The following is a 20,466-nucleotide window of genomic DNA, read 5'->3' as shown; positions in this document are numbered from 1 at the left end:
CCCAGTGTGGCTGGTCGTCCTCTCAGACCAGCTACAGATCGTCGCCTTGGTAGGCTTTTACCCCACCAACTAGCTAATCTGACATCGGCCGCTCCAATAGCGCGAGGTCTTGCGATCCCCCGCTTTCACCCGTAGGTCGTATGCGGTATTAATCCGGCTTTCGCCGGGCTATCCCCCACTACTGGGCACGTTCCGATGCATTACTCACCCGTTCGCCACTCGTCGCCAGGTTGCCCCGCGTTACCGTTCGACTTGCATGTGTAAGGCATGCCGCCAGCGTTCAATCTGAGCCAGGATCAAACTCTTCAGTTCGATCTTGAATGTTTGCTCAAAGAATTGAAGTGAACTTCACTTCAGTGAGCGTTTAAGGTCATGAGACCTCGGTCTTGCGACCTTGGCACTCGCCTTCAAACGCCCACGCTTATCGGCTGTTGTTTGTTAAAGAGCACTGCCTTACGGCATCGCTGATCGTTATCAGCAGAGAGATGGGATTGTGCAGTGTTTTTAACCCTGCGTCAAGTGATCCCGATCTTTCCTCCACAGCGGCTTAAGTTCGCGTTCAGCGACTCACTCCGCAGCAGAGCCTCGCAGTCTAGCACTGTTCTGGGGGTCGCCGCAAGCACGCACTCGGCAGTGCGTCATCTCGCCCCTGTCAGGCTGTTGGCTGCAGCTCGGACGAGTCTTCTCTCGCCTTGCGCGAATCCGCCCGCAGGATCTGCTGCTTGATCGTGGCGATCTGCGCTGGATGCATCGAAAAGCTTCTGAGTCCCATCGCCAACAGCGACGCAGTGAACGTTGGGTCTCCAGCCATCTCGCCGCACACACTTACTGGCTTGCCTCGGCTGCGAGCAGTCCGAATCGTTCGATCGATCAGTTCCTGCACCGCTGGATGCCACGGGTCATACAGGTGAGACACCGACTCGTCGGCACGATCGATCGCCAGGGTGTACTGGATCAAGTCGTTCGTGCCGATCGAGACGAAATCGAACGACTCGAGGAAACGGTCGATCATCAAGGCCGCTGCAGGCACTTCGATCATCGCGCCTACCGGTACCGCCCCGAAGGCCCGCCCGCTCTCGTTCAGCTGCTGCTTTGCACGCGTGATCGCATCGAAAGTTCCCCGGATCTCGGAGAGGTGAGCCAGCATCGGCACCAGTAACCTGACCTGCCCATGCGCGCTGGCCCGCAAGATCGCCCTCAATTGCTGACGGAACATGCTGGGCTCCGACAAGCTCCAGCGAATCGCGCGCCGGCCAAGCGCGGGATTCAGCACATGTTCATGCCGCAGCTCGTGCAGCGACATGCGCTCCAGCGGCTTGTCGGCACCGATGTCGACCGTCCGGATCGTCACCGGCAGGCCCTGCATCGCCTCGACGACAGCCCGGTAGGCCTCGTACTGCTCGTCCTCGCCGGGAAGATCTCCGCTGCTGCGGTTCATGAACAGAAACTCGCTGCGGAACAAGCCGACACCAACGGCGCCGGCCTCCAGCGCAGCGGCCGCATCTCCCGGCAGCTCGATATTGGCCAGCAGTTCGACCCGTTCGCCATCGAGCGTCACGGCGGGCGTGTGCCGCAGGCGGGTCAAGCGCTCGCGCTCCAGTTCGCTCTGTCGCTGCCTGAAGCGGTACTCCTCCAGCACGATCGGTGACGGATCGATGATCACGATGCCGACATCGCCGTCGATCACCACCCAGTCATCCTGCCGGATGACGCGACTGGCCTCTCGCGCTCCGACCACGGCGGGAATGTCGAGGCTGCGGGCCACGATCGCCGTGTGAGAGGTCCTACCGCCGACGTCGGTCACGAAGCCCGTGAAGACGCTGCGCTTGAACTGCAGCATGTCGGCCGGCGCGATGTCGTTGGCGACCAGAACCAGCGGGTCCTCGCCGGCAAAGTCCCGCGGGTTCACGCCCAGCCCCGACGGGGCTCCGCCGCCGAGGTGCATCAGCGCGCCCAGCAGGCGCTCGACCACCTGCTCGAGGTCGGCCTTGCGCTCACGCAGGTAGTCGTTCTCCATCTCGTCGAACTGCCGCGCCAGCACCTCGAGCTGCGCCGACAAGGCCCACTCGGCGTTGTAGTGACGCTCTCGGATCCAATGACCGGTCGCCCCCGTCAGGGCCTCGTCATGCAGCAGCATCAGGTGCACGTCGAGCAGCGCCGACAGCTCTGATGGCGCATCCGCGGGCATGTCGCGTTGCAAGCCGCCCAGTTCCGCGGCGACGGCATCCCGTGCGGCGCGCAGGCGCTCGATCTCGGGCTCGACCTGCGCCGGCTCGATGAAATAGTGCGCGACGTCCACGCGGCTCGAAGCGACCAGCACGGCCCGCCCGATCGCGACGCCGCGCGACACCGGAATACCGAACATCTGCAGGCTCATGAACCGATCGTAGCAGCGCCCCTCTCTCCGGCTGTCACGGCGGCTTCACGCGGGCTACATCGCCACGTCATGCACCTGCCTCATCCTCGATGGCCATGCAAGATCAGGAGAGCTCATGAGGGATCTGCCGCTGCCGACGCTGCCGCTCCACGAGATCGCAGGCCCGGGCGCACGCGCCGACCGGAGGTCACTTCGATGCCGGGACGCCGAGCCGCCTGCCTCGACCGAGCGGGTTCGACTGGACGTGGCTTGGGCGCGCGATGAAGGCGAAGTTCGCGAAGCGCAGCGCCTGAGGCATCTCGTCTTCGCCGAGGAGATGGGCGCACGCCTGTCGCCACCACGCGGCACGCCGGCCGGACACGATGTCGACGTGTTCGATGCGTACTGCGAGCACCTGCTGGTCCGGCTTCTCGGCGCGGACGATGAACCAGGGCCGGTGATCGGCACCTATCGCGTGCTGACGCCCGCGGCCGCGCAGCGCGTCGGCGGCCTCTACAGCGAGACCGAGTTCGATCTGACGCGACTGCGTCCGCTGCGCTCGAAGATGGTCGAGCTGGGCCGCTCCTGCGTCCACCCGGATCACCGTTCCGGCGGCGCCATCCTGGCGCTGTGGGGAGCACTGGCCGAGTTCATGGTGCGCAACGAGCTCGACACGATGGTCGGCTGCGCCAGCATCAGCATGCGCGACGGGGGACACGTCGCCGCCAGCCTGTGGGAGCAATTGCGTCATACCCACCTCGCGCCGATCGAATGGCAGGTCCGCCCTCGCCTGCCACTCCCGGTCGAAGAACTGGATCGGCACCTCCAGGTCGAGCCGCCGCCGCTGATCCGCGGCTACCTGCGCTGCGGTGCCAGGGTGCTGGGCGCACCGGCCTGGGACCCCGACTTCAACACCGCCGACCTGCCGATGCTGATGCGGATCGACGACCTGCCGGCCAAATACCGCCGGCACTTCCTCGGTCGGTGACGCGTCGCGCCTACTCGCCCTCGCCGAACTTGTCGTTGATCAGCGCCAGCAGCGCATCCATCGCCTGCTGCTCCTGATCGCCCGAGGTCTCGATCTCGACTTCGGTGCCGATGCCCGCAGCCAGCATCATCACGCCCATGATGCTCTTCGCGTTGACGCGGCGAGCACCGCGCGCCATGAACACCTCGCACGGGTAACTGCCGGCCAGCTTGGTCAGCTTGGCCGAGGCGCGGGCGTGCAGGCCGAGCTTATTGCTGATGGTGACGCGCGTCGAGATCATCGCCGGGGCGGGCTCCTACGTTCTGGGTCTGGTTCTGCGGCCGCGCCGGCGCCACCTGGAGCACGCCCTGCGTCGCGCCCGCCAGGGCTCGCGCAACCAGCATGTCCAAGGGCTCGTCGGCGTAGTTGATCGTGCGCCACAGCATCGGCACGTTGACGCCGGTCACGATCTTGACGCTCGCGCCGTCGGCCAGTCGCTGTGCCACGTTGCAGGGCGTGGCGCCGAACACGTCGGTCAGGATCAGGGCGCCTCGATCGCCCTGCGCCGCCAGCAGCCGGTCGAGAAGCACGCGAGCCTGCGCCTCGATCTCGTCGGGCGCCAGCTGCGGCGTCACATCCAGCGCCTCGACGGCCTGCATCGCATCGGGAAAGGCGTGTCCGGCCGCGACGCGGAGTGCCGACGCCAGCGGAGCATGCGCAATGATGAACAGGCCAGCCATGATCGGTGATTATGGGTTGAGCTTCAGTCCACCGAAGAAGGCCCCGAGGGCCTCATCGGACGGCGCGCCGCCCAGAGCAGCGACATGGAAGACGCGGGTGCCGCGCGCGAACAGCCAGGCCTGTTCAAGAATCTCGCTCCCATCCGGCCGTCGCCCGGCGATGCGCAGCCGTACGGCCTGCGGGTTCGGCGTCATGCCCGCCAGTGCCAGCGCTTGCACTTCGAGTTCGCGCCCGCCGAGATTGTCGAGTCGGCTGGCGCGCAGGGCGGCGAGTGCCGCGGCGACGCGCGCCGGATCCGACACCTCGGCCGTCCCGAGGCCCCAGGTCACGCCGCCGGCGCTGCACACCAGCATCTGCAGCGACACCGTCGCTCCGGCGAGGGAGATCGGCCGCTCCTGGCGCTCGGGCTTGCAGGGGAACATCGCGCTGACGCCCGCACCCGCGGGTCGCACCTCGCGCCAGTCCAGGGTCGGCGAGCACGCCCCGGCCAGCAGCAGGACGGCGAAGAACGCGATCGGTCGAAGCGGCATCACCCGATTATCCGAAGCCTGGGCGCAGAATCGCCGAATGGACCAAGCCCCGGCTCAGTCACTCGGCGGCCTGCGCGTGCTCGACCTGTCGCGCGTGCTGGCCGGACCGTGGTGCACGCAGGTGCTGGGCGACCTCGGCGCCGACGTCGTCAAGGTCGAACGGCCGGGCACCGGCGATGACACGCGCGCCTGGGGCCCACCCTTCCTGAACGACGGGTTGGGCGCCGAGAGCGACGAGTCGGCCTACTACCTGGGCGCCAACCGCAACAAGCGCTCCATCACGATCGACCTCGCCCACCGCGAGGGACAGGCCCTGATCCGCTCGTTGGCACTTCAGGCCGACGTGCTGGTCGAGAACTACAAGGTCGGCGACATGGCCCGCTACGGGCTCGACTTCGCCACCCTGCACGCGCTGAACCCGCAGCTCGTCTACTGCTCGATCACCGGCTACGGCCAGACCGGCCCGTATCGCGATCGCGCCGGCTACGACTACGCGGTGCAAGGCCTGGGGGGCCTGATGAGCGTGACCGGCGAACGCGACGATCTGCCAGGCGGCGGCCCGCAGAAGGTCGGCGTCGCGGTGGCCGATCTGTTCACCGGCCTGTACGCCACCGTCGGCATCCTCGCGGCGCTGAGGCACCGCGACGCGAACGGCTGGCGGCGCGGCCTCGGCCAGCACATCGACATGGCGCTGCTGGACGTCCAGGTCGCGATGCTGGCCAATCTCGGCGCCAACTACCTCGTCAGCGGTCGCGCACCGGGGCGGGCCGGCAACGCGCACCAGAACATCGTTCCCTACCAGGTCTTCGAGGTGGCCGACGGTCACGTCATCCTGGCGGTCGGCAACGACGGCCAGTTCGCCAAATTCTGCGAGGTGACCGGGCGACCGGACCTGGCCCTGGACCCACGCTTCGCGAAGAATGCCGATCGCGTGCGCCACCGCGCGGTACTGGTCCCGCTGCTGGCTGCGCTGATGCGCGAGCGCCGGCGCGACGACTGGCTCACCGCGCTCGAGACCGCCAAAGTGCCCTGCGGGCCGATCAACTCGCTGGACCAGGTCTTCGCCGATCCCCAGGTGCTGGCGCGCGGCATGACCGAAGCCGTCCCTCACCCGCTGACCGACGGCCTGCGGCTGGTTGCCAGTCCGCTGAAGCTGTCCGCCACGCCGCCGCGCACGCGGCATGCGCCACCCTTGCTGGGTCAGCACGAGGCCGAGGTGCTGTCCGACTGGCTGGGCTGGGACCCTGAACGCATCGCGGCAGCCCGCGCCGCGGGCGCGCTCGGCCCCTGATGCCGCGCCCCTGAATCGGGGGGAAACCGCGCTGCGGCAAGCGCGGAGCTAGGGATGGCGCCTCGAAACGTCACAGAATGTGTTCCGAGCGGCCGAGCGGGTTTACCGACCCGGGCCGCGCCGACCACGCCCCCATGACCATGACTGCCCGCCCGCCACTGCCCGCCCCCGAGACCGACTCGGCCGACACCCAGGAGGCGTGGCGGGAGCTGACTGCCCAGATCGGCCGCGAGGTCGCCGAGCCGCTGAGCGCCGCGCTCGAACGCGTGATCCAGCTCACCACCACCGGCGGCATCGACCGCGAGGGCCTGCGCGCGCTGCGCAACGAGATCGAGCGCGCCCGCCGCATCGGTGTGGTCAGCCAGCAGTTGTCGCGCTTCGCCTCCAAGCGGCTGCGACAGTCGCACGAACGGCTCGACCTGGCCCAGACCCTGCAGTCGGTGCTGACCCATCGCGCCCGCGAAGCCAATGCCCGCGGCATCCAGGTCCGGCAGAGCACGCGGCCGATCGAGGTGCTGGTCGATCCGGCCCTGCTCTTCAGCCTGCTCAATGCCGTGCTCGACTGGGCCATCGAGCTGGCCCGCTCGACCATCGACTTCCGCGTCGATCTGAAGGACTGGCCGGCCCACGGCCGCGTGCGCTGCAGCTTCGCGCACGAACCCGAGCGCTCGGCGGCCGCCGAGCCGGCAGCTGGCGATTCGCTCAATTGGCACCTGCTGAGTCAGATCGCCCGCACGATGGGTCTGGTGCTGGACCGCGAGGCCGATGCGGCGCGCGTCTCGATGACGCTGGAGTTTCCGCTGACCGTCAACGAAGAGCTCGAAGGCATGACCGCCATCGAGCTCGATCACGGCGACTCCTCGACCCTCAACTCCAAGCCGCTGGCCGGCAGCCAGGTGCTCGTGCTCGCGGCGCGACGCGAGGTGCGCGTGCAGGTGCGCGAGGCGCTTGCCAACATGGGACTGCTGATCGACTTCGTGGGCTCGGTCGACGAAGCCGCCGACTTCTGCCGCGAGGGCCTGCCTCATGCCATCGTCTTCGAGGGCGTGCTGCGTGGCGAACGCCTCGAACAGCTGGCCGACGACATCCGGGCCGAACTGCCCGGCTTCTCGTTCATCGAGCTCGTCGAGGAAGGCAATGCCTTCGAGGTCTCGGGCTTCAACGGCATGAACCACGCCCGCGTCGGCCGCGACGGACTGCAGCAGTCGCTGCCGTCGGCGCTGGTGTTCGAACTGTCGAAGCAGTTCTAGACCGGCTAGAGCGCGCCGAAGACCTTCTTCAGGATCGCGCTGCCGGTGGCCACCGGGTTCTGGCGGATCTTCTTCTCTTCCTCGCCGATCATCAGGTACAGACCGTCGAGCGTCTTGCCGGTCACGTACTGCTGGACGTTGGCGTCTTCCTTCTTGACGACGCCCAGGCCGACACCCTTGCTCGCCACGGCGTTGTACTTCGATGCGAGCGACACCTTCTCGGTCGCATGCGTGACGATCGGCAGGAACTTCTCGCCCAGCGGCAGCCGCGTCTTGTCGGCGAAGAACGTCGTCACCGACGTGTCGCCGCCGGTGAGGATCTGCTTCGCGTCGGTCACCGTCATCTGCTTGACGGCGTTGCTGAGCAGCTGCTTCGACTCCGGCACCGCCGACTCGGCGGCACGGTTCATCGCGGTGACCAGCTCGTCGACCTTCTTGCCCTGACCCAGCCCGCGCATCAGCTTGGCGGCGCTCTCCAGCGCGCCGGGCAGCGGGATGCGCACCTGGGGGTTGCCGAGAAAGCCATCGGGCTTGCCGAGCAGGCCGACGGCCGCTGCCGCGCCGCGCTCCAGCGCCGCCTTCAGGCCGGCGTTCGCGTCGGCGTCGCTCAGCGACAGGGCACGCGCCTGCGCCGCCCAGACCAGAAGGGCAAGGCCCGACACCACCTGCCCCGTGAACTCACGTCGATCCATCGGACACCTCCGCGACTGCGATGCGCTATCTTGGGCTCGTCGATGCGGTTTTGGCAATCGACTTTGCAGCCGTCAGGCGGCTCTCAGCAGCGAGCGGACCAGATCGGTCTGCGTCACGATGCCGAGCAGCCGCGCGCCCTCTCCGACCACCGGCAGATGATGGTGGCCCGTGTCGGCGAACAAGGGCACGAGGTCCGCCAGCGGCCGATCGGCGCTGACCACGCGCACCTGCCGCGTCATGATCTGACCCACGGCCTCGGCCTTGTCGGCATGCGTGGCACGGGTGCGGCGGATGAAGCCGCGCAATCGGTCCGACCATCCCTCGTGCAGGTCCAGGTCGACCTGACGCATGAAGTCAGCCAGGGTGACGATGCCGACCACCCGCCGCTGCCGGTCGATCACCGGCAGCGACTTGATGCGGTGCTGGCGCATCAGGGCCCACGCCTCCTCGATCGGGGTGCCGAAGTCCGCCGTCAAGACGTCGCGGGTCATCACGTCGGCGCAGCGCAGCGCGCCGAGCCGGCGGCGGTAGCCCTCGCCCTCGGCGGCATGCAGCAGGGCCGCGAGGTCGTCGCGGCTGACGTCCAGCACCTGGTTGTAGCGGGCGAGCACGGCGTCGAGGTCGGCCTCGCCGAAGCGCGCGGCATCGGTGGCATGCCCCGACGCTGCCGGCGCGGCGCCGTGCGGATAGCGGCGCCCGGTCGCGCGGTTGTAGGCGATGGCGGCCACGACCAGCAGCGCCGAATTGACGAAAGCCGGGAACCACGCAAAGCGCCAGCTGGCGACGCCCGCCAGCGCCGTCAGCAGCGCCATCGCGCCGCCCGGTGGATGCAGGCAGCGCAAGGCAAACATGGCGCCGATCGCCAGCGCGACTGCCGCGGCCGCGGCCCACGCCGGGTCGGGCAGCCAGCGCGCGCAGGCGATGCCGATGCAGGCCGAGATCGTGTTGCCGCCGATCACCGACCAGGGCTGCGCCAGCGGGCTCGCCGGCACGCAGAACACCAGCACGGCGCTGGCCCCGAGCGGTGCCACCAGCCACGGCAGGCCGTCGGGCGATGCGCCGAGCCGGCTCAGCAGTCCGACCAGCAACAGCCCGAGCCCGGCTCCCAGCGCCGCGCGCCAGCGCTCGCCGGCGCTGACTTGCATGCGCTCGGGCCAGAGCGCACGCAGCTCCTGGGTGATCGACACCCGGCGTCAGGCGCCCGTGGCCAGACCTGCCGCGTGCGCCTGCTGGTCGGCGTGGTAGCTCGACCGCACCATCGCGCCCACGGCCGCGTGGCTGAAGCCCATCGCCTGCGCCTCGCGCTCGAACATCCGGAAGGTGTCCGGGTGCACATAGCGGCGCACCGGCAGGTGGTGGCCGCTCGGCGCCAGGTACTGGCCCAGCGTCAGCATGTCGATGCCGTGGGTACGCATGTCGCGCATCACCGCGAGGATCTCGTCGTCGGTCTCGCCCAGGCCGACCATCAGGCCGCTCTTGGTCGGCACGCCCGGTGCGAAGTCCTTGAAGCGCTTCAGCAGGTCCAGGCTGAACTGGTAGTCCGAGCCGGGTCGCGCCTCCTTGTACAGGCGCGGCACCGTCTCGAGGTTGTGGTTCATCACGTCGGGAGGGGCGGCCTTCAGGATATCGAGTGCGCGGTCCATGCGGCCGCGGAAGTCGGGCGTCAGGATCTCGATCTGCGTGGCCGGCGACAGCTCGCGGACCTTCTCGATGCAGGCGACGAAGTGGCCCGCGCCGCCGTCTCGCAGATCGTCGCGGTCGACGCTGGTGATCACCACGTACTTCAGCTTCAGCGCCGCAATGGTCCTGGCCAGGTTCAGCGGCTCGTCGGCGTCCAGCGGATCGGGCCGGCCGTGGCCGACGTCGCAGAACGGGCAGCGCCGCGTGCACTTGTCGCCCATGATCATGAAGGTCGCCGTGCCCTTGCCGAAGCATTCGCCGATGTTCGGGCAAGAGGCTTCCTCGCAGACCGTGTGCAGCCTGTGCTCGCGCAGGATCTGCTTGATCTCGTAGAAGCGCGTGCTCGGCGAGCCCGCCTTGACGCGGATCCACTCGGGCTTCTTCAGCACCTCGCCGGCCGGCACCACCTTGATCGGGATGCGGGCAGTCTTGGCCTGCGACTTCTGCTTGGTCGTGGGATCGTAGGCAGGAAGGGCGGGTGAGGTCATGGCGCGCTCAGGGACCGAGGTAGCTGCCCAGCTGGTCGCCGAGCGCACCGGCCGCGTCGTCCCAGGTGGTGGTGACGCCGATTGTAGAAAGGTCGATCGAGGCCAGCCCGGCGTAGCCGCAGGGGTCGATGCGCGCGTAGGGGCTCAGGTCCATCGCGACGTTGAGCGCCACGCCGTGGTACGAGCAGTGCCGCGTCACCTTGATGCCCAGCGCGGCGATCTTGCCGATGCCCTTCCAGGGGTCGCGCGGATCGCGGGGCGACGGCAGCGCCGCGTGGCCGCCGGGGTCGTCCAGGTTCACGTAGATGCCGGGCGCGCCGGCGACGCGGTGGCCGGTGACGCCGTAGCCCTCGAGCGCCTTGATCACCGCCTGCTCCAGCCGGAACACGTACTCCTTGACGAAGATGCCGAGCCGCCGCAGGTCCACCAGCGGATAGGCGACGACCTGGCCGGGCCCGTGGTAGGTCACCTGGCCGCCGCGGTTGGTCTGCACGACCGGGATGCCGCCGGCGTCGTGCAGGTGTTCGGGTCGTCCCGCGACGCCCTGGGTGAAGACCGGCGGATGCTCGCAGAGCCACAGCTCGTCTTCGGTGTCGGCGCCACGTGCGTCGGTGAATGACCGCATCGCGGCCACCGTCGCCGCATAGTCGGCGCGGCCCAGCAGGCGTCGCCTCAAAGCACGACCTTCACCATCGGGTGGGTCGACAGGGTGCGGTACAGCTCGTCGAGCTGCTCGCGGCTCGTCGCGGTGACGGTGATCGTCAGCCCCAGGTAGTTGCCGGCCTTGCTGGGTCGCTGCTCGATGCCCGCCGCATCGAAACCAGGATCGAACTGCGCGGCGATCGCGGCGATCGCTTCAACGAAACCCTCGGCTTGCGCACCCATCACCTTGATCGGAAAGCGGCTCGGGTACTCGATCAGCGACTGCTCGGGGGGGATGTCGGCCATGTCGGACTCAGGTGCACTGGGTGGACTTGGCGCGCTGGTAGGCCTCGTACAGCCTCGCGTACACCGGACCGGGCTTGCCGCGCAGCGTGCCGTGGCCGACCGGCTGGCCGTCGAGGCGCGTCACGGACAGCACCTCCTTGGTCGACGAGCTGAGCAGCAGTTCGTCAGCCGCTGCCACATCGCCCTCGGCAACGGGACGCAGGCTGTAGCCGATGCCGACGTCCTCGCACAGCTCGCGCAGCAGGTCGACGCGGATGCCTTCCAGCACATGCTCGCTCTTCGGCGGGCCGATGAGCGCGCCGTCCTTGGCGATCCAGACGTTGGACGCCGAGGCCTCGGTCAGCCAGCCGTCGCGGAACAGGATGGTCTCGACCGCGCCCTGGTCGGCCGAGATCTGCCGTGCCAGCACGTTGCCCAGCAGCGAGGTCGACTTGATGTCGCCGCGCTCCCAGCGGAAGTCGCGGGCACTGACGCAGGCCACGCCGGCATGGCGCTGTTCCGGCGTCGCCGGCTTCAGCGGCGTGGCCATCATGAACACCGTCGGCGCGAGGTCCTTCGGCATCACATGGTCGCGCGGCGCGACGCCCCGCGTCACCTGCAGGTAGACCAGCTGATCGGCCGCCCCGGTCTGCGACTGCTGGGCCGCGATCAGCCGGCGCAGGCGCTCGAGCCATTGCGCCGGCGCGTGCGGATTGCCGATGCGCAGCTTCGACAGGCTGCGGTCGAGCCGTGCCATGTGCTCGTCGAAGCGGAAGATGCGACCGCCGTAGACGGGCATCGCCTCGTAGATGCCGTCGCCGAAGATGAAGCCGCGGTCGAGCACGCTGACCCGCGCGTCGCCGAGTCGCTGGTACTCGCCGTTCAGGTAGCACAGCGAGTCGGCGAGGAGGTCGGGCAGGCCGTTCATGGGCGCAGGGTAGGACGGTCGGGGTCGATCGGCAAGCGGGGCCCGGCTACTTGAGCCAGAGCCGCAACGAGTCCCAGGCGCGGCCCAGGATGCCGGCGGTCTCGACGTTCTCGAGCACCGTCAGCGGCACCTCGGCCACCGGCGCGCCGCCGGCGCTGACCTTGATCGTGCCCACGACCTGGCCCTTGACCAGCGGCGCGACCAGCGGGTCGGTGCGTGCGATGTCGGTCTTGAGCTTGTCGCCCTGGCCCTTGGGCACGTTGACGAACACCGCTGCCGCGCTGCCGAGCTTGGCGTTGCGGCTCTTGCCCTTCCAGACCTCGGGGCTGACGACGGCCTGGCTGGCGTCGAACAGCTTGACCGCGTCGAAGGCGCTGTAGCCCCAGTTCAGCAACTTCTGGCTCTCGTTCGCGCGGCTCTCCATCGAGGCCGCGCCCAGCACCACGGCGATCAGCCGGCGCGGGCCGTTCGGGAAGTCGCGTTTCGCCGTGGTGATCAGGCAGTAGCCGGCCGCATCGGTGTAGCCGGTCTTGAGGCCGTCGACCGTGGGGTCGCGGTAGAGCAGCAGGTTGCGGTTGGGCTGCTTGATCTTGTTGTAGGTGAACTCCTTCATCGAGTAGTACGGCAGGTACTCGGGGAAGTCGCGCACCAGGCGCTCGGCGATGACCGCCAGCTCGCGGGCCGTGCTGGTGTGGCCGGGCGCGGTCAGGCCCTCGGGGTTCTTGAAGCTCGTGGCCTTGAGGCCGAAGGCCTGGACCTGGCGGTTCATCATCGCGACGAACTGCTCGTAGCTGCCGCCCACGCCCTCGGCCAGCACGACCGTCGCGTCGTTGCCGCTCTGCACGATCATGCCCTTGAGCAGGTCGTCGACCTTCACCTGGCTGTTCAGCGGCAGGAAGCTGCGCGACGCGCCGGTCATGCCGGTGCGCCAGGCGCGCTCGGACACCGGCAGCGTCTGCTCGAGCGTCAGCCGCTTGTCCTTCAGTGCCTGGAAGACGATGTAGGCGCTCATCAGCTTGGTCAGCGAGGCCGGCTCGACCGGCAGGTCGGCGTCCTTGGCACCCAGCACCTGGTGGGTGTTGACGTCCAGCAGCAGCCACGAGCGCGCCGCGACCTCGGGCGGCTGCGGGGCCTGTGCGAGGCTGGCGCCGGCGACGAGGGCGAGGGACAGGAGAGCGAGCAGTCTTTTCATCGAGGATCCGGGGAACGGGAGGCGGAAGATCGCGCTGGCGCGACGATCATGGAGAGGCAGACCAGGCGTTCTGCACCAAGTTCCTGAGCAGGCCGAGCTGGCCGTGGAAGAAGTGCCCGCCACCCGGCACCACCACCACCGGCAGCACCTGCGGACGGGCCCAGTCCAGCGTGGCGGCGAACGGCACGACCTCGTCGGCTTCACCATGGATCACCAGCGTGTCGGCGGGCACCGCAGGCACCGACTGCTTCTGCGTCGACGGCGCGATCAGCGCGAGCCGCTGCGGCCCCTGGCCGCCGGCTGCCAGCCGGGCCGCGGCCGATGCGGCGACATAGCCGCCGAACGAGAAGCCCGCCAGCCACAGCGGCAACCCGGCCTCGCGGCGATCCGCGATCACGGCCAGGGCATCGTCGATCTCGCCGCGGCCGTCGTCCCACTGGCCGGCCGAGCCGCCGACACCGCGGAAGTTGAAGCGCACGCTGCGCGCGCCCAGGCGCACGCCGGCGCGCGCGATCGTCTGCACCACCTTGTTGTCCATCGTGCCGCCGTGCAGCGGGTGCGGGTGGCAGACCACGAGCACTGCGCGGGCCGCGCTCTCCGGCTCGTCGACCGCGCAGGCGATCACGCCGGCCGGGCCACGCAAGGTCAGCAACTGGGTCTGGGCATTCATCCGCGGCGCGAGGTCCGGCGCGATCGAGGCGCCTCAGCGGCCCACGGTCTCGGGGAGCACGAGCCGCTCGACCACCTTGCCGTTCTTCAGGTGCGACTCGACGATCTCGTCGATGTCGTGCGCATCGACATAGGTGTACCAGACGCCTTCCGGATAGACGACGGCCACCGGCCCGCCCGCACAGCGATCCAGGCAGCCCGCGCGGTTCACCCGCAGCTGGCCCTTGCCCATCAGGCCGGCGGCCTTGGCCTGGGCCTTGCAGCGGGCGAAGCCCGCCTCGGCATCGTGGTCCGCACAGGCCGCTTCGCCGTCGCGCTGGTTGAGGCAGAAGAAGATGTGGCGCTGGTAGTAGCTCATCGGTGCGATTCTAGGTTTGCGCCTCAGTCGTCCCTTTGCACGACGCGGCCCAGCAGGTAAGCGAGTGTGGCCCAGGGCCAGAGCCAGCCGATCCACTGCGTCAGGCCGTGGAAGCGGATGAAGCGGCCCTGCTCCCAGGCCTTCAGGCTGGCCGCGTAGTACGCGTCCGCCGGCGCGGCATTGACGAGCGCGACGCCGAAGCTGATCACCAGGAGCGCCACCGCGGCAGCGCTGCGTGGCCGCACCCAGGCCAGCAGCACGGCGATGCCGAACGCCACGCCGACCGCGGGCAGCACCGGCGGCGTCAGCCAGGTGAGCGCGTGCTCGGGGCCGAAGTTGAGCGCCGTCGACAGGGTCGTCGCCGCCCCACCCAGCGCCAGGGCGCCCGCCGGCAGCGCCAGTCGCCGCAGCCCGGGGCGGGTCAGGGCGTAGGCCAGCAGGCAGGGCGCCAGCAGGCCGGCGGCGATCGCCAGCAATTCGACGCCGGGCGCCAGCGGTGTGCTCGGTGCAGGCCCGGGGCGCAACCAGCCGTCCCAGGCCGTGCCTTCCAGCACCTCGATCAGCAGTTCCCGCGCACGCAACAGCACCTGCCCGAGTCCGAACGGCAGCGGCGGCGGGAACAGCAGGCCGAAGGGCCACAGCAGCAGCAGCGTCAGCCCGACCCCACGACCGCGCAGCAGCCAGCGCTCGCGCCAGCGCTGCCAGCCGTCCAGGGCGCCGACCGCGTGCAGCAGCAGCATCGCCAGCGCCCCCAGCGCGGCGCCGGCACTGTTGAGGGCCCAGTCGACCAGCGAGGGCACGCGCAACGGCAGCCAGTGCTGCAGGGTCTCGAGTCCGTAGCTCAGGGCGCTGCCAGCCAGCAGCGCCGTGGCGAACGCCGCGGCGTAGGTGCGCTGGGCGCGCAGCAGCCCGCCCGCGATCAGCAGGCCCAGCGGCAGGTAGGCCAGGAGGTTGACGACCAGGTCGAAGCGGGTGACGTAGTTCGGCTGCGGCACCGCGAGCCGCCACCAGTCGACTTCCGGCCGCGGGGGCTCCCAGCCGGTGAACGGATGCAGGCTCGCGTAGACGATCAGGCAGACGCAGGCCGCGGCCAGCGGCCACGCCGAGCTCCGATAGGCCGCCATCAGAACGGCTTCACGACCACCAGCACCACGATGGCGGCGAACGCCAGCACCGCCGACTCGTTGAAGACGCGGAACCAGCGGTCGCTGCGCCGGTTGGCCGACTGCTCGAAGTCGCGCAGCAGCGCCCGGCAGACATGGTGGTAGCCGATGGCCGCAACGACCAGCACCAGCTTCGCGTGCAGCCAGCCGTTGCCGGCGCCGCGGCCGACGCCGTAGCCCAGCCACAGCCACACCCCCAGCACCAGCGCCGGGATCATCAGCAGGCTGCTGAAGCGGTAGAGCTTGCGCGCCATCAGCAGCAGGCGCTCGCGCTCGGCGTGGCTGTCGGGCGGCACCATCGCCAGGTTGACGAACAGCCGCGGCAGGTAGAACAGCCCGGCGAACCAGCTGGCGACGAAGACGATGTGGAAGGCCTTGACCCAGAGATAGCCGCTGCTCATCGACCGATTATCCCCATCGATCCGGCATCGTCGCGCCCAGAAAAAAGCCCCGGCAGAGCCGGGGCCACAAAGCCCTTGCGCTGTCACACGGTCGGGCTCCTGCTCAGGGAGGAAAAGCAGGGAATGAACGCCTTGCGACGTATCATTCGCTGGCCAGTTTAGCAGTGCAACGCTTGCTTCGGACTGTCTGTGGCCCCCCTGCAAATCGGTGCCCGGCGACCGCGCAGCCAACCTCCGACAGGCCACCCTTGACCTCCTACTTCCAACGCTTTCCGGCCACCCGCGCGCGGCGCCTGCGGCGCGACGACTTCACCCGCAACCTCGTGCGCGAGCACGCGCTGACGCCCTCGGACCTGATCCTGCCGGTGTTCGTGCTCGAAGGCAGCGGCCAGGTGCAGGACGTCGCGTCGATGCCCGGCGTGCAGCGCCTCAGCCTGGACCGCCTGCTGCCGGTGGCCGAGGCCTGCGTGCGCGAGCGCGTCCCGGTGATGGCGCTGTTTCCGGTGATCGACGCCGCCCGCAAGAGCGAGGACGGTCGCGAGGCCACCAACCCCGAAGGCCTGGTGCCGACGGTCGTGCGAGAACTCAAGCGCCGCTTCCCGGAGCTCGGCCTGCTGACCGATGTCGCGCTCGACCCCTTCACCACCCATGGCCAGGACGGCTTGCTGGACGCCACCGGCTACATCGTCAACGACGAGACGGTGGCGGTGCTGACCCGGCAGGCGCTGGTCCAGGCCGAAGCCGGCGTCGACATCGTGGCGCCGAGCGACATGATGGACGGCCGGATCGGCGCGATCCGGGCTGCGCTCGAGTCGCGCGGCGCGATCCACACGCGGATCATGGCGTACAGCGCCAAGTACGCGAGCGCCTTCTACGGCCCCTTCCGCGACGCGGTCGGTTCGGCCGGCAACCTGGGCAAGAGCAACAAGAAGGTCTACCAGATGGACCCGGGCAACACCGACGAGGCGCTGCGCGAGGTCGCGATGGACATCGCCGAGGGCGCCGACATGGTGATGGTCAAGCCCGGCATGCCCTACCTCGACATCGTGCGGCGCGTGAAGGACGAGTTCCGCGTGCCGACCTTCGCCTACCAGGTGAGCGGTGAGTACGCGATGCTCAAGGCGGCGGCGGCCAACGGCTGGCTCGACGGCGATGCGGTGATGATGGAGTCGCTGCTGGCCTTCAAGCGCGCCGGCGCCGACGGCGTGCTGAGCTACTTCGCGCTCGATGCGGCGCGCGCGCTGAACCAGGCCCGCTGAGCCGCGCGATGCGGGTGTTCCATGTCACGCCCGAGCAGTTCGTCGAACTGGGCGATGCACTGCCCGAGCAGCTGCCCGCCACGGGCTACCTGTGGATCGGCAGCGCGCGGCGCGAGTTCGAGGTCGGCGTGCCGGCCCTGCAGGCAGCGCTGCAGCGCTGGACGGGCGGCCAGCTGGTCGACCTGCACGTCGCCGACCTGCTGAACAACCAGCTGCCCTCGCACTACGACTACACGTCCTGGTACGACGTCATGGTGTTCCGCCGGCTCGCGGCCAGCGGCAACAGCGGCAACCTCTTCGTCGACGACCAGCACGGCACGCTGGCCGGTGCCAAGCGCGCCCTGGAGTCGATCGACACCAGCCCGGTCGGCTTCGCGATCTTCGACCGGGTGCTGCTGACCGTGCATCCGACCGACTGCCAGGTCCGCGAGTACTTCGCCCAGCGGCTGCAGCAGGCCGGCCAGGGCGGCGAGTCGCGCAGCGGCAGCACGCGCATGCCGGCCAGCCCCGCCGACCTGATGCTGCGCATGGTCAACCACATGGTCGACAGCTACCTGGAGCTGCGCCGCCTGCTGACGCGCCATCTCGGCTATCTGCAGCAGGAGCTGTTCCGCCCGCGCGGTCACTTCAGCGACTGGAACGCGCTGCTCGATGCGCGCAACGCCCTGCACGCGCTCGAGGACACCTGCGAGGACCAGCGCAGCGCCATCACCGAGTGGATCGACGCGCTCGACGAGTGGCCCGACGAGACCGATCCCACGGCGCAGCGCGAGCGCGAGCTGCTGCGGGTGCGCTCGCGCGACGTGCTCGAGCACATCGAACGCGTGCTCGGCCACGTTCGCCGGCTCGAGAGCTCGGCCGAGAGCGCGGTGCAGATGCACTTCTCGGCGCAGAGCAACCGCACCAACGACATCATGCGCACGCTGACGGTGATCACGGCGATCTTCATGCCGCTGAACCTGATCACCGGCTTCTTCGGCATGAACTTCGACTTCCTGCCGCTGGTGCACACCAGCACCGGCGTCTGGGTCACGACGCTGCTGATGGGCCTCGTGGCGATCGGCCTCGTCGTCGTCTTCCGCCGCAAGCGCTACCTGGACCGCGGGCGCTGAAGGGGCCGCCCGGGTCAGCCGGCCGTCGTGCGGGCCACCCAGGTCTCGAAGGCGGCGGTCGACAGGGCCGGGCTGATCGCATCGCCCTGCAGCTCGTCGCACTGCTCGCGCGCCAGGAAGGCGCGCTGGGCCTCGGTCTCGACGCCCTCGGCGATCACGCCGATGCCGAGGTTGCGCGCCATCTGGATGATCGCGCGGGCGATCGCCACCGAGTCCCGCGCCTCGGGCAGGTCGGTGACGAAGGAGCGATCGATCTTCATCTTGTCGATCGGCAGCGCCTTCAGGTGACCGAGCGAGGAGTAGCCGGTGCCGAAGTCGTCGACCGACAGCCGGATGCCCAGGGCCTTGAGCTGCGCGAGCTTGTGGCCGACCTCGGGCACTTCGTCCATCAGCATGCGCTCGGTCAGCTCGAGTTCCAGCAGCCGCCCGGGCAGGCCGACCTCGTCCAGCACCCTGGCCACCGAGGCGACGAAGTCCGGCGCCTGGAACTGCATCGTCGAGAGGTTGACGGCCACCGGCACCTCGCACAGGCCGGTGTCGTGCCAGCGGCGCGCCGCACGCGCGGCCTGGCGCAGCACCCAGGCGCCGATCGGCAGCATCAGGCGCTGCTGCTCGGCCAGCGGGATGAAGAGGTCGGGCAGCAGCAGCCCACGCTCGGGATGCTGCCAGCGCAGCAGCGCTTCGGCCCCGACCAGCACGCCGTCTCGCGCGCGCACCTGCGGCTGGTAGTGCAGCAGGAACTCGCCGCGTTCCAGCGCCTGTGCGAGCTGGCCTTCCATCACCAGCGCCGCGTAGGCATTGGTGGCCAGCGAGGGATCGAAGAACTGGTAGGTGGCCCGGCCGCGCGTCTTGGCGCGGTACATGGCGGTGTCGGCGTGCTTGATCAGCTCGGCCGGCGTGTGGCCGTCGCCGGGGAACATCGCGATGCCGATCGACGGCGTGACCGAGATCGGCCGGCCCTCGGCATGCAGGGGCACCTCGATCGCCGCCAGCAGCTTGCGCGCCACGTCGGCGACGTCGTCGCGCTGCGGGCTGCCGCCGATCAGCACCATGAACTCGTCGCCGCCGAAGCGCGCCACGACATCGGTGCCGCGCAGCACGGCGCCGATGCGCTGCGCCACCATCTGCAGCAGCGCGTCGCCGGCCAGGTGGCCGAGCGAATCGTTGACGCGCTTGAAGTGGTCGAGGTCGATGAACAGCAGCGCCAGCGGCTGGCGGTTCTGGCGTGCCGCCATCATCGACAGTTCGAGCTGATTCATGAAGGCCAGCCGGTTGGGCAGGCCGGTCAGCGCGTCGTGGTGCGCCAGGTGGTGGATGCGCGCCAGCGCAGCCTGCCGATCGCGGATGTCGCGCACGATCGTCATGCGCAGCCGCTCGTCGCCGCGCATCATGGTGCGCACGATGAACTCGACCGGAATGCGTTCGCCGCGCTTGTCGACGATCGCGCTCTCGTAGGCGGTCTCCTGGCCCGAGGCGATCACCTCGGCGACCTTGGCCACCTGGTCGGGCGCGATGAACTCCAGCGTCTTGCGGCCGAGCATGTCGTCGAGGCTGTAGCCGATCAGCGTACAGGCGGGCGGGTTGGCATCGGTGATGTAGCCGTCCTTGTGGAAGACGATGCCCTCGGCGCTGGCCTGCATGAACTTGCCGAGCCGTTCCTCGGACTGGCGCACCGCGCGCTCGGCCAGACGGTGCCGGGTGATGTCGGAGATCATCACGAAGCAGGCGATCGCGCGCCCGTCGCTGCCGATGTGCGGCAGCAGGTGGACCTCGATCCATTGCGGGCTGCCATCGGGCCGCGTCAGCTGCCGCTCGTAGACCACCGCGCGCAGCTCGCCCAGCACGATGTCCACCTGCGGCCGGATCTGCTGCCACGCGGCTTCGCCGATCACCTCCCAGGTGTGGCGGCCGAGGATCGAGTGCTCGTCCCAGCCGAAGGTCTGCGCGTACTCGCGGTTGGCGAACAGGCAGGTGTTGTCGGCCGCGGCGTAGTAGGCGATCAAGGCCGGCACGTTGTCGGCCAGCAAGCGGAACTGCTCGGCCTGGGCGCGCGCCGCGAACTCGGCCTGCCGCGTCTGCGACATGTCGTGCAGCACGCAGCACCAGCGCGCCGAGCCGGCGTCCCACTGGCCGGCGACGTCGATCCAGGCCTCGCGCGTGACGCCGCTGCCGTCGTCGGCGCGCAGCAGGCTCACCTGCAGAGCGAAGGCCTGCTCGCGCTGCAGCGCGGCCAGCAGCGCGTGGCGCGAGATCTCGGGCAGCAGCAGCTGCCAGCCCGCGCCGCGGGCCGTCTCGGCCGTCAGACCGGTGAAGCGGCAGAAGGCGCGGTTGACCTGGTGCGCCTGCCCGTCGCGCGAGAGCAGCAGCACGGCGCTGGGCAGCGCGTCCCAGACGGTGGTCTCCTCGATCTGCGGCAGCGCGGACATGGATGGGAGCGGCCCCCTCGTGCCGCCGGCCGATG

The 20,466-nt window shown here is 69.4% G+C and carries 21 protein-coding genes and 1 rRNA gene; 5 read left to right on the top strand and 17 right to left on the bottom strand.

What is annotated here, in order from left to right; genetic code table 11:
- Together QZV97_RS12005 and ptsP are read right to left on the bottom strand one after the other, a co-directional pair.
- Positions 1-312: ribosomal RNA gene (locus QZV97_RS12005) — 16S ribosomal RNA — on the bottom strand; the annotation flags it as partial.
- Between the two features lie 340 nt (positions 313-652).
- Positions 653-2,377 (bottom strand): phosphoenolpyruvate--protein phosphotransferase, encoded by a 1,725-nt coding sequence (gene ptsP, locus QZV97_RS12000; protein WP_295642179.1) that lies wholly within the window; start codon positions 2,375-2,377, stop codon positions 653-655.
- Positions 2,378-2,492: 115 nt separating this feature from the next.
- Between ptsP and QZV97_RS11995 the strand changes: the two genes are divergently transcribed.
- The gene (locus QZV97_RS11995) at positions 2,493-3,344 is read left to right on the top strand and encodes a GNAT family N-acyltransferase (protein WP_295642177.1); all 852 of its coding nucleotides are present in this window, start codon (positions 2,493-2,495) and stop codon (positions 3,342-3,344) included.
- A gap of 10 nt (positions 3,345-3,354) precedes the next feature.
- On the opposite strand, the gene QZV97_RS11990 is transcribed toward QZV97_RS11995, so the two are convergent.
- Genes QZV97_RS11990 through QZV97_RS11980 form a run of 3 tightly spaced genes read right to left on the bottom strand, consistent with a single transcriptional unit; the run spans position 3,355 to position 4,594 of the window.
- The gene (locus QZV97_RS11990) at positions 3,355-3,624 is read right to left on the bottom strand and encodes an HPr family phosphocarrier protein (RefSeq protein WP_295642176.1); all 270 of its coding nucleotides are present in this window, start codon (positions 3,622-3,624) and stop codon (positions 3,355-3,357) included.
- Positions 3,593-4,063, bottom strand: a complete 471-nt coding sequence (locus QZV97_RS11985; protein ID WP_295642174.1) for a PTS fructose transporter subunit IIA — start codon at positions 4,061-4,063, stop codon at positions 3,593-3,595. Before QZV97_RS11985 ends, QZV97_RS11990 begins: the two co-directional genes overlap by 32 nt.
- A 9-nt stretch (positions 4,064-4,072) precedes the next feature.
- Entirely contained in the window at positions 4,073-4,594 is a 522-nt protein-coding gene (locus QZV97_RS11980) for a hypothetical protein (RefSeq protein ID WP_295642172.1), read from the bottom strand.
- Positions 4,595-4,631: 37 nt separating this feature from the next.
- Between QZV97_RS11980 and QZV97_RS11975 the strand changes: the two genes are divergently transcribed.
- Both QZV97_RS11975 and QZV97_RS11970 read left to right on the top strand, forming a co-directional pair.
- Positions 4,632-5,885 carry a CaiB/BaiF CoA-transferase family protein gene (locus QZV97_RS11975; RefSeq protein ID WP_295642171.1) on the top strand — a complete coding sequence of 418 codons (1,254 nt, stop codon included), beginning with the start codon at positions 4,632-4,634 and terminating at the stop codon, positions 5,883-5,885.
- Positions 5,886-6,019: 134 nt separating this feature from the next.
- Entirely contained in the window at positions 6,020-7,135 is a 1,116-nt protein-coding gene (locus QZV97_RS11970; RefSeq protein ID WP_295642169.1) for a hypothetical protein, read from the top strand.
- Between the two features lie 5 nt (positions 7,136-7,140).
- Here the strand turns inward: QZV97_RS11970 and QZV97_RS11965 are convergent, their stop codons facing one another.
- The 11 genes from QZV97_RS11965 to QZV97_RS11915 all read right to left on the bottom strand — a co-directional run bounded on the left by QZV97_RS11965 (position 7,141) and on the right by QZV97_RS11915 (position 15,634).
- The gene (locus tag QZV97_RS11965) at positions 7,141-7,827 is read right to left on the bottom strand and encodes a DUF4197 domain-containing protein (protein WP_295642167.1); all 687 of its coding nucleotides are present in this window, start codon (positions 7,825-7,827) and stop codon (positions 7,141-7,143) included.
- Between the two features lie 72 nt (positions 7,828-7,899).
- On the bottom strand, positions 7,900-8,973 hold the full coding sequence (locus tag QZV97_RS11960; protein ID WP_295642191.1) for an HPP family protein: 1,074 nt from the start codon (positions 8,971-8,973) through the stop codon (positions 7,900-7,902).
- A gap of 48 nt (positions 8,974-9,021) precedes the next feature.
- The gene (gene lipA, locus QZV97_RS11955) at positions 9,022-9,996 is read right to left on the bottom strand and encodes a lipoyl synthase (protein WP_295642165.1); all 975 of its coding nucleotides are present in this window, start codon (positions 9,994-9,996) and stop codon (positions 9,022-9,024) included.
- A gap of 7 nt (positions 9,997-10,003) precedes the next feature.
- Positions 10,004-10,621, bottom strand: a complete 618-nt coding sequence (lipB, locus tag QZV97_RS11950) for a lipoyl(octanoyl) transferase LipB (RefSeq protein WP_295642189.1) — start codon at positions 10,619-10,621, stop codon at positions 10,004-10,006.
- A 47-nt stretch (positions 10,622-10,668) separates the two neighbouring features.
- Complete coding sequence (locus QZV97_RS11945; RefSeq protein WP_295642163.1) at positions 10,669-10,944, bottom strand: DUF493 family protein; 276 nt, start codon at positions 10,942-10,944, stop codon at positions 10,669-10,671.
- A 7-nt stretch (positions 10,945-10,951) separates the two neighbouring features.
- Positions 10,952-11,851 (bottom strand): D-amino acid aminotransferase, encoded by a 900-nt coding sequence (locus QZV97_RS11940; protein WP_295642161.1) that lies wholly within the window; start codon positions 11,849-11,851, stop codon positions 10,952-10,954.
- 46 nt (positions 11,852-11,897) lie between these two features.
- On the bottom strand, positions 11,898-13,043 hold the full coding sequence (locus QZV97_RS11935; RefSeq protein WP_295642160.1) for a D-alanyl-D-alanine carboxypeptidase family protein: 1,146 nt from the start codon (positions 13,041-13,043) through the stop codon (positions 11,898-11,900).
- Positions 13,044-13,089: 46 nt separating this feature from the next.
- Positions 13,090-13,713, bottom strand: coding sequence for an alpha/beta hydrolase (locus QZV97_RS11930; protein WP_295642159.1), 624 nt, complete (start codon positions 13,711-13,713; stop codon positions 13,090-13,092).
- A gap of 33 nt (positions 13,714-13,746) precedes the next feature.
- Positions 13,747-14,070, bottom strand: coding sequence for a (2Fe-2S) ferredoxin domain-containing protein (locus tag QZV97_RS11925; RefSeq protein ID WP_295642157.1), 324 nt, complete (start codon positions 14,068-14,070; stop codon positions 13,747-13,749).
- A 23-nt stretch (positions 14,071-14,093) separates the two neighbouring features.
- A complete protein-coding gene (locus QZV97_RS11920; protein ID WP_295642155.1) occupies positions 14,094-15,194 on the bottom strand; it encodes a VanZ family protein in 1,101 nt (366 codons plus the stop codon).
- Positions 15,194-15,634, bottom strand: coding sequence for a CopD family protein (locus QZV97_RS11915; RefSeq protein ID WP_295642153.1), 441 nt, complete (start codon positions 15,632-15,634; stop codon positions 15,194-15,196). Before QZV97_RS11915 ends, QZV97_RS11920 begins: the two co-directional genes overlap by 1 nt.
- 248 nt (positions 15,635-15,882) lie before the next feature.
- On the opposite strand from QZV97_RS11915, the gene hemB reads away from it, so the two are divergent.
- Positions 15,883-16,893, top strand: coding sequence for a porphobilinogen synthase (gene hemB / locus QZV97_RS11910; RefSeq protein ID WP_295642152.1), 1,011 nt, complete (start codon positions 15,883-15,885; stop codon positions 16,891-16,893).
- 8 nt (positions 16,894-16,901) lie between these two features.
- Positions 16,902-18,005, top strand: a complete 1,104-nt coding sequence (locus QZV97_RS11905) for a magnesium transporter CorA family protein (protein ID WP_295642150.1) — start codon at positions 16,902-16,904, stop codon at positions 18,003-18,005.
- Positions 18,006-18,019: 14 nt separating this feature from the next.
- Here the strand turns inward: QZV97_RS11905 and QZV97_RS11900 are convergent, their stop codons facing one another.
- Entirely contained in the window at positions 18,020-20,431 is a 2,412-nt protein-coding gene (locus tag QZV97_RS11900) for an EAL domain-containing protein (RefSeq protein WP_295642148.1), read from the bottom strand.
- Between the last annotated feature and the right edge of the window lie 35 nt (positions 20,432-20,466).

The sequence above is a fragment of the uncultured Methylibium sp. genome (assembly GCF_902826655.1).
Lineage (GTDB): Bacteria > Pseudomonadota > Gammaproteobacteria > Burkholderiales > Burkholderiaceae_C > Methylibium.
The sequence above is the reverse complement of the archived record's forward strand: the minus strand, read 5'-3'. Positions and strand labels throughout refer to the sequence as shown.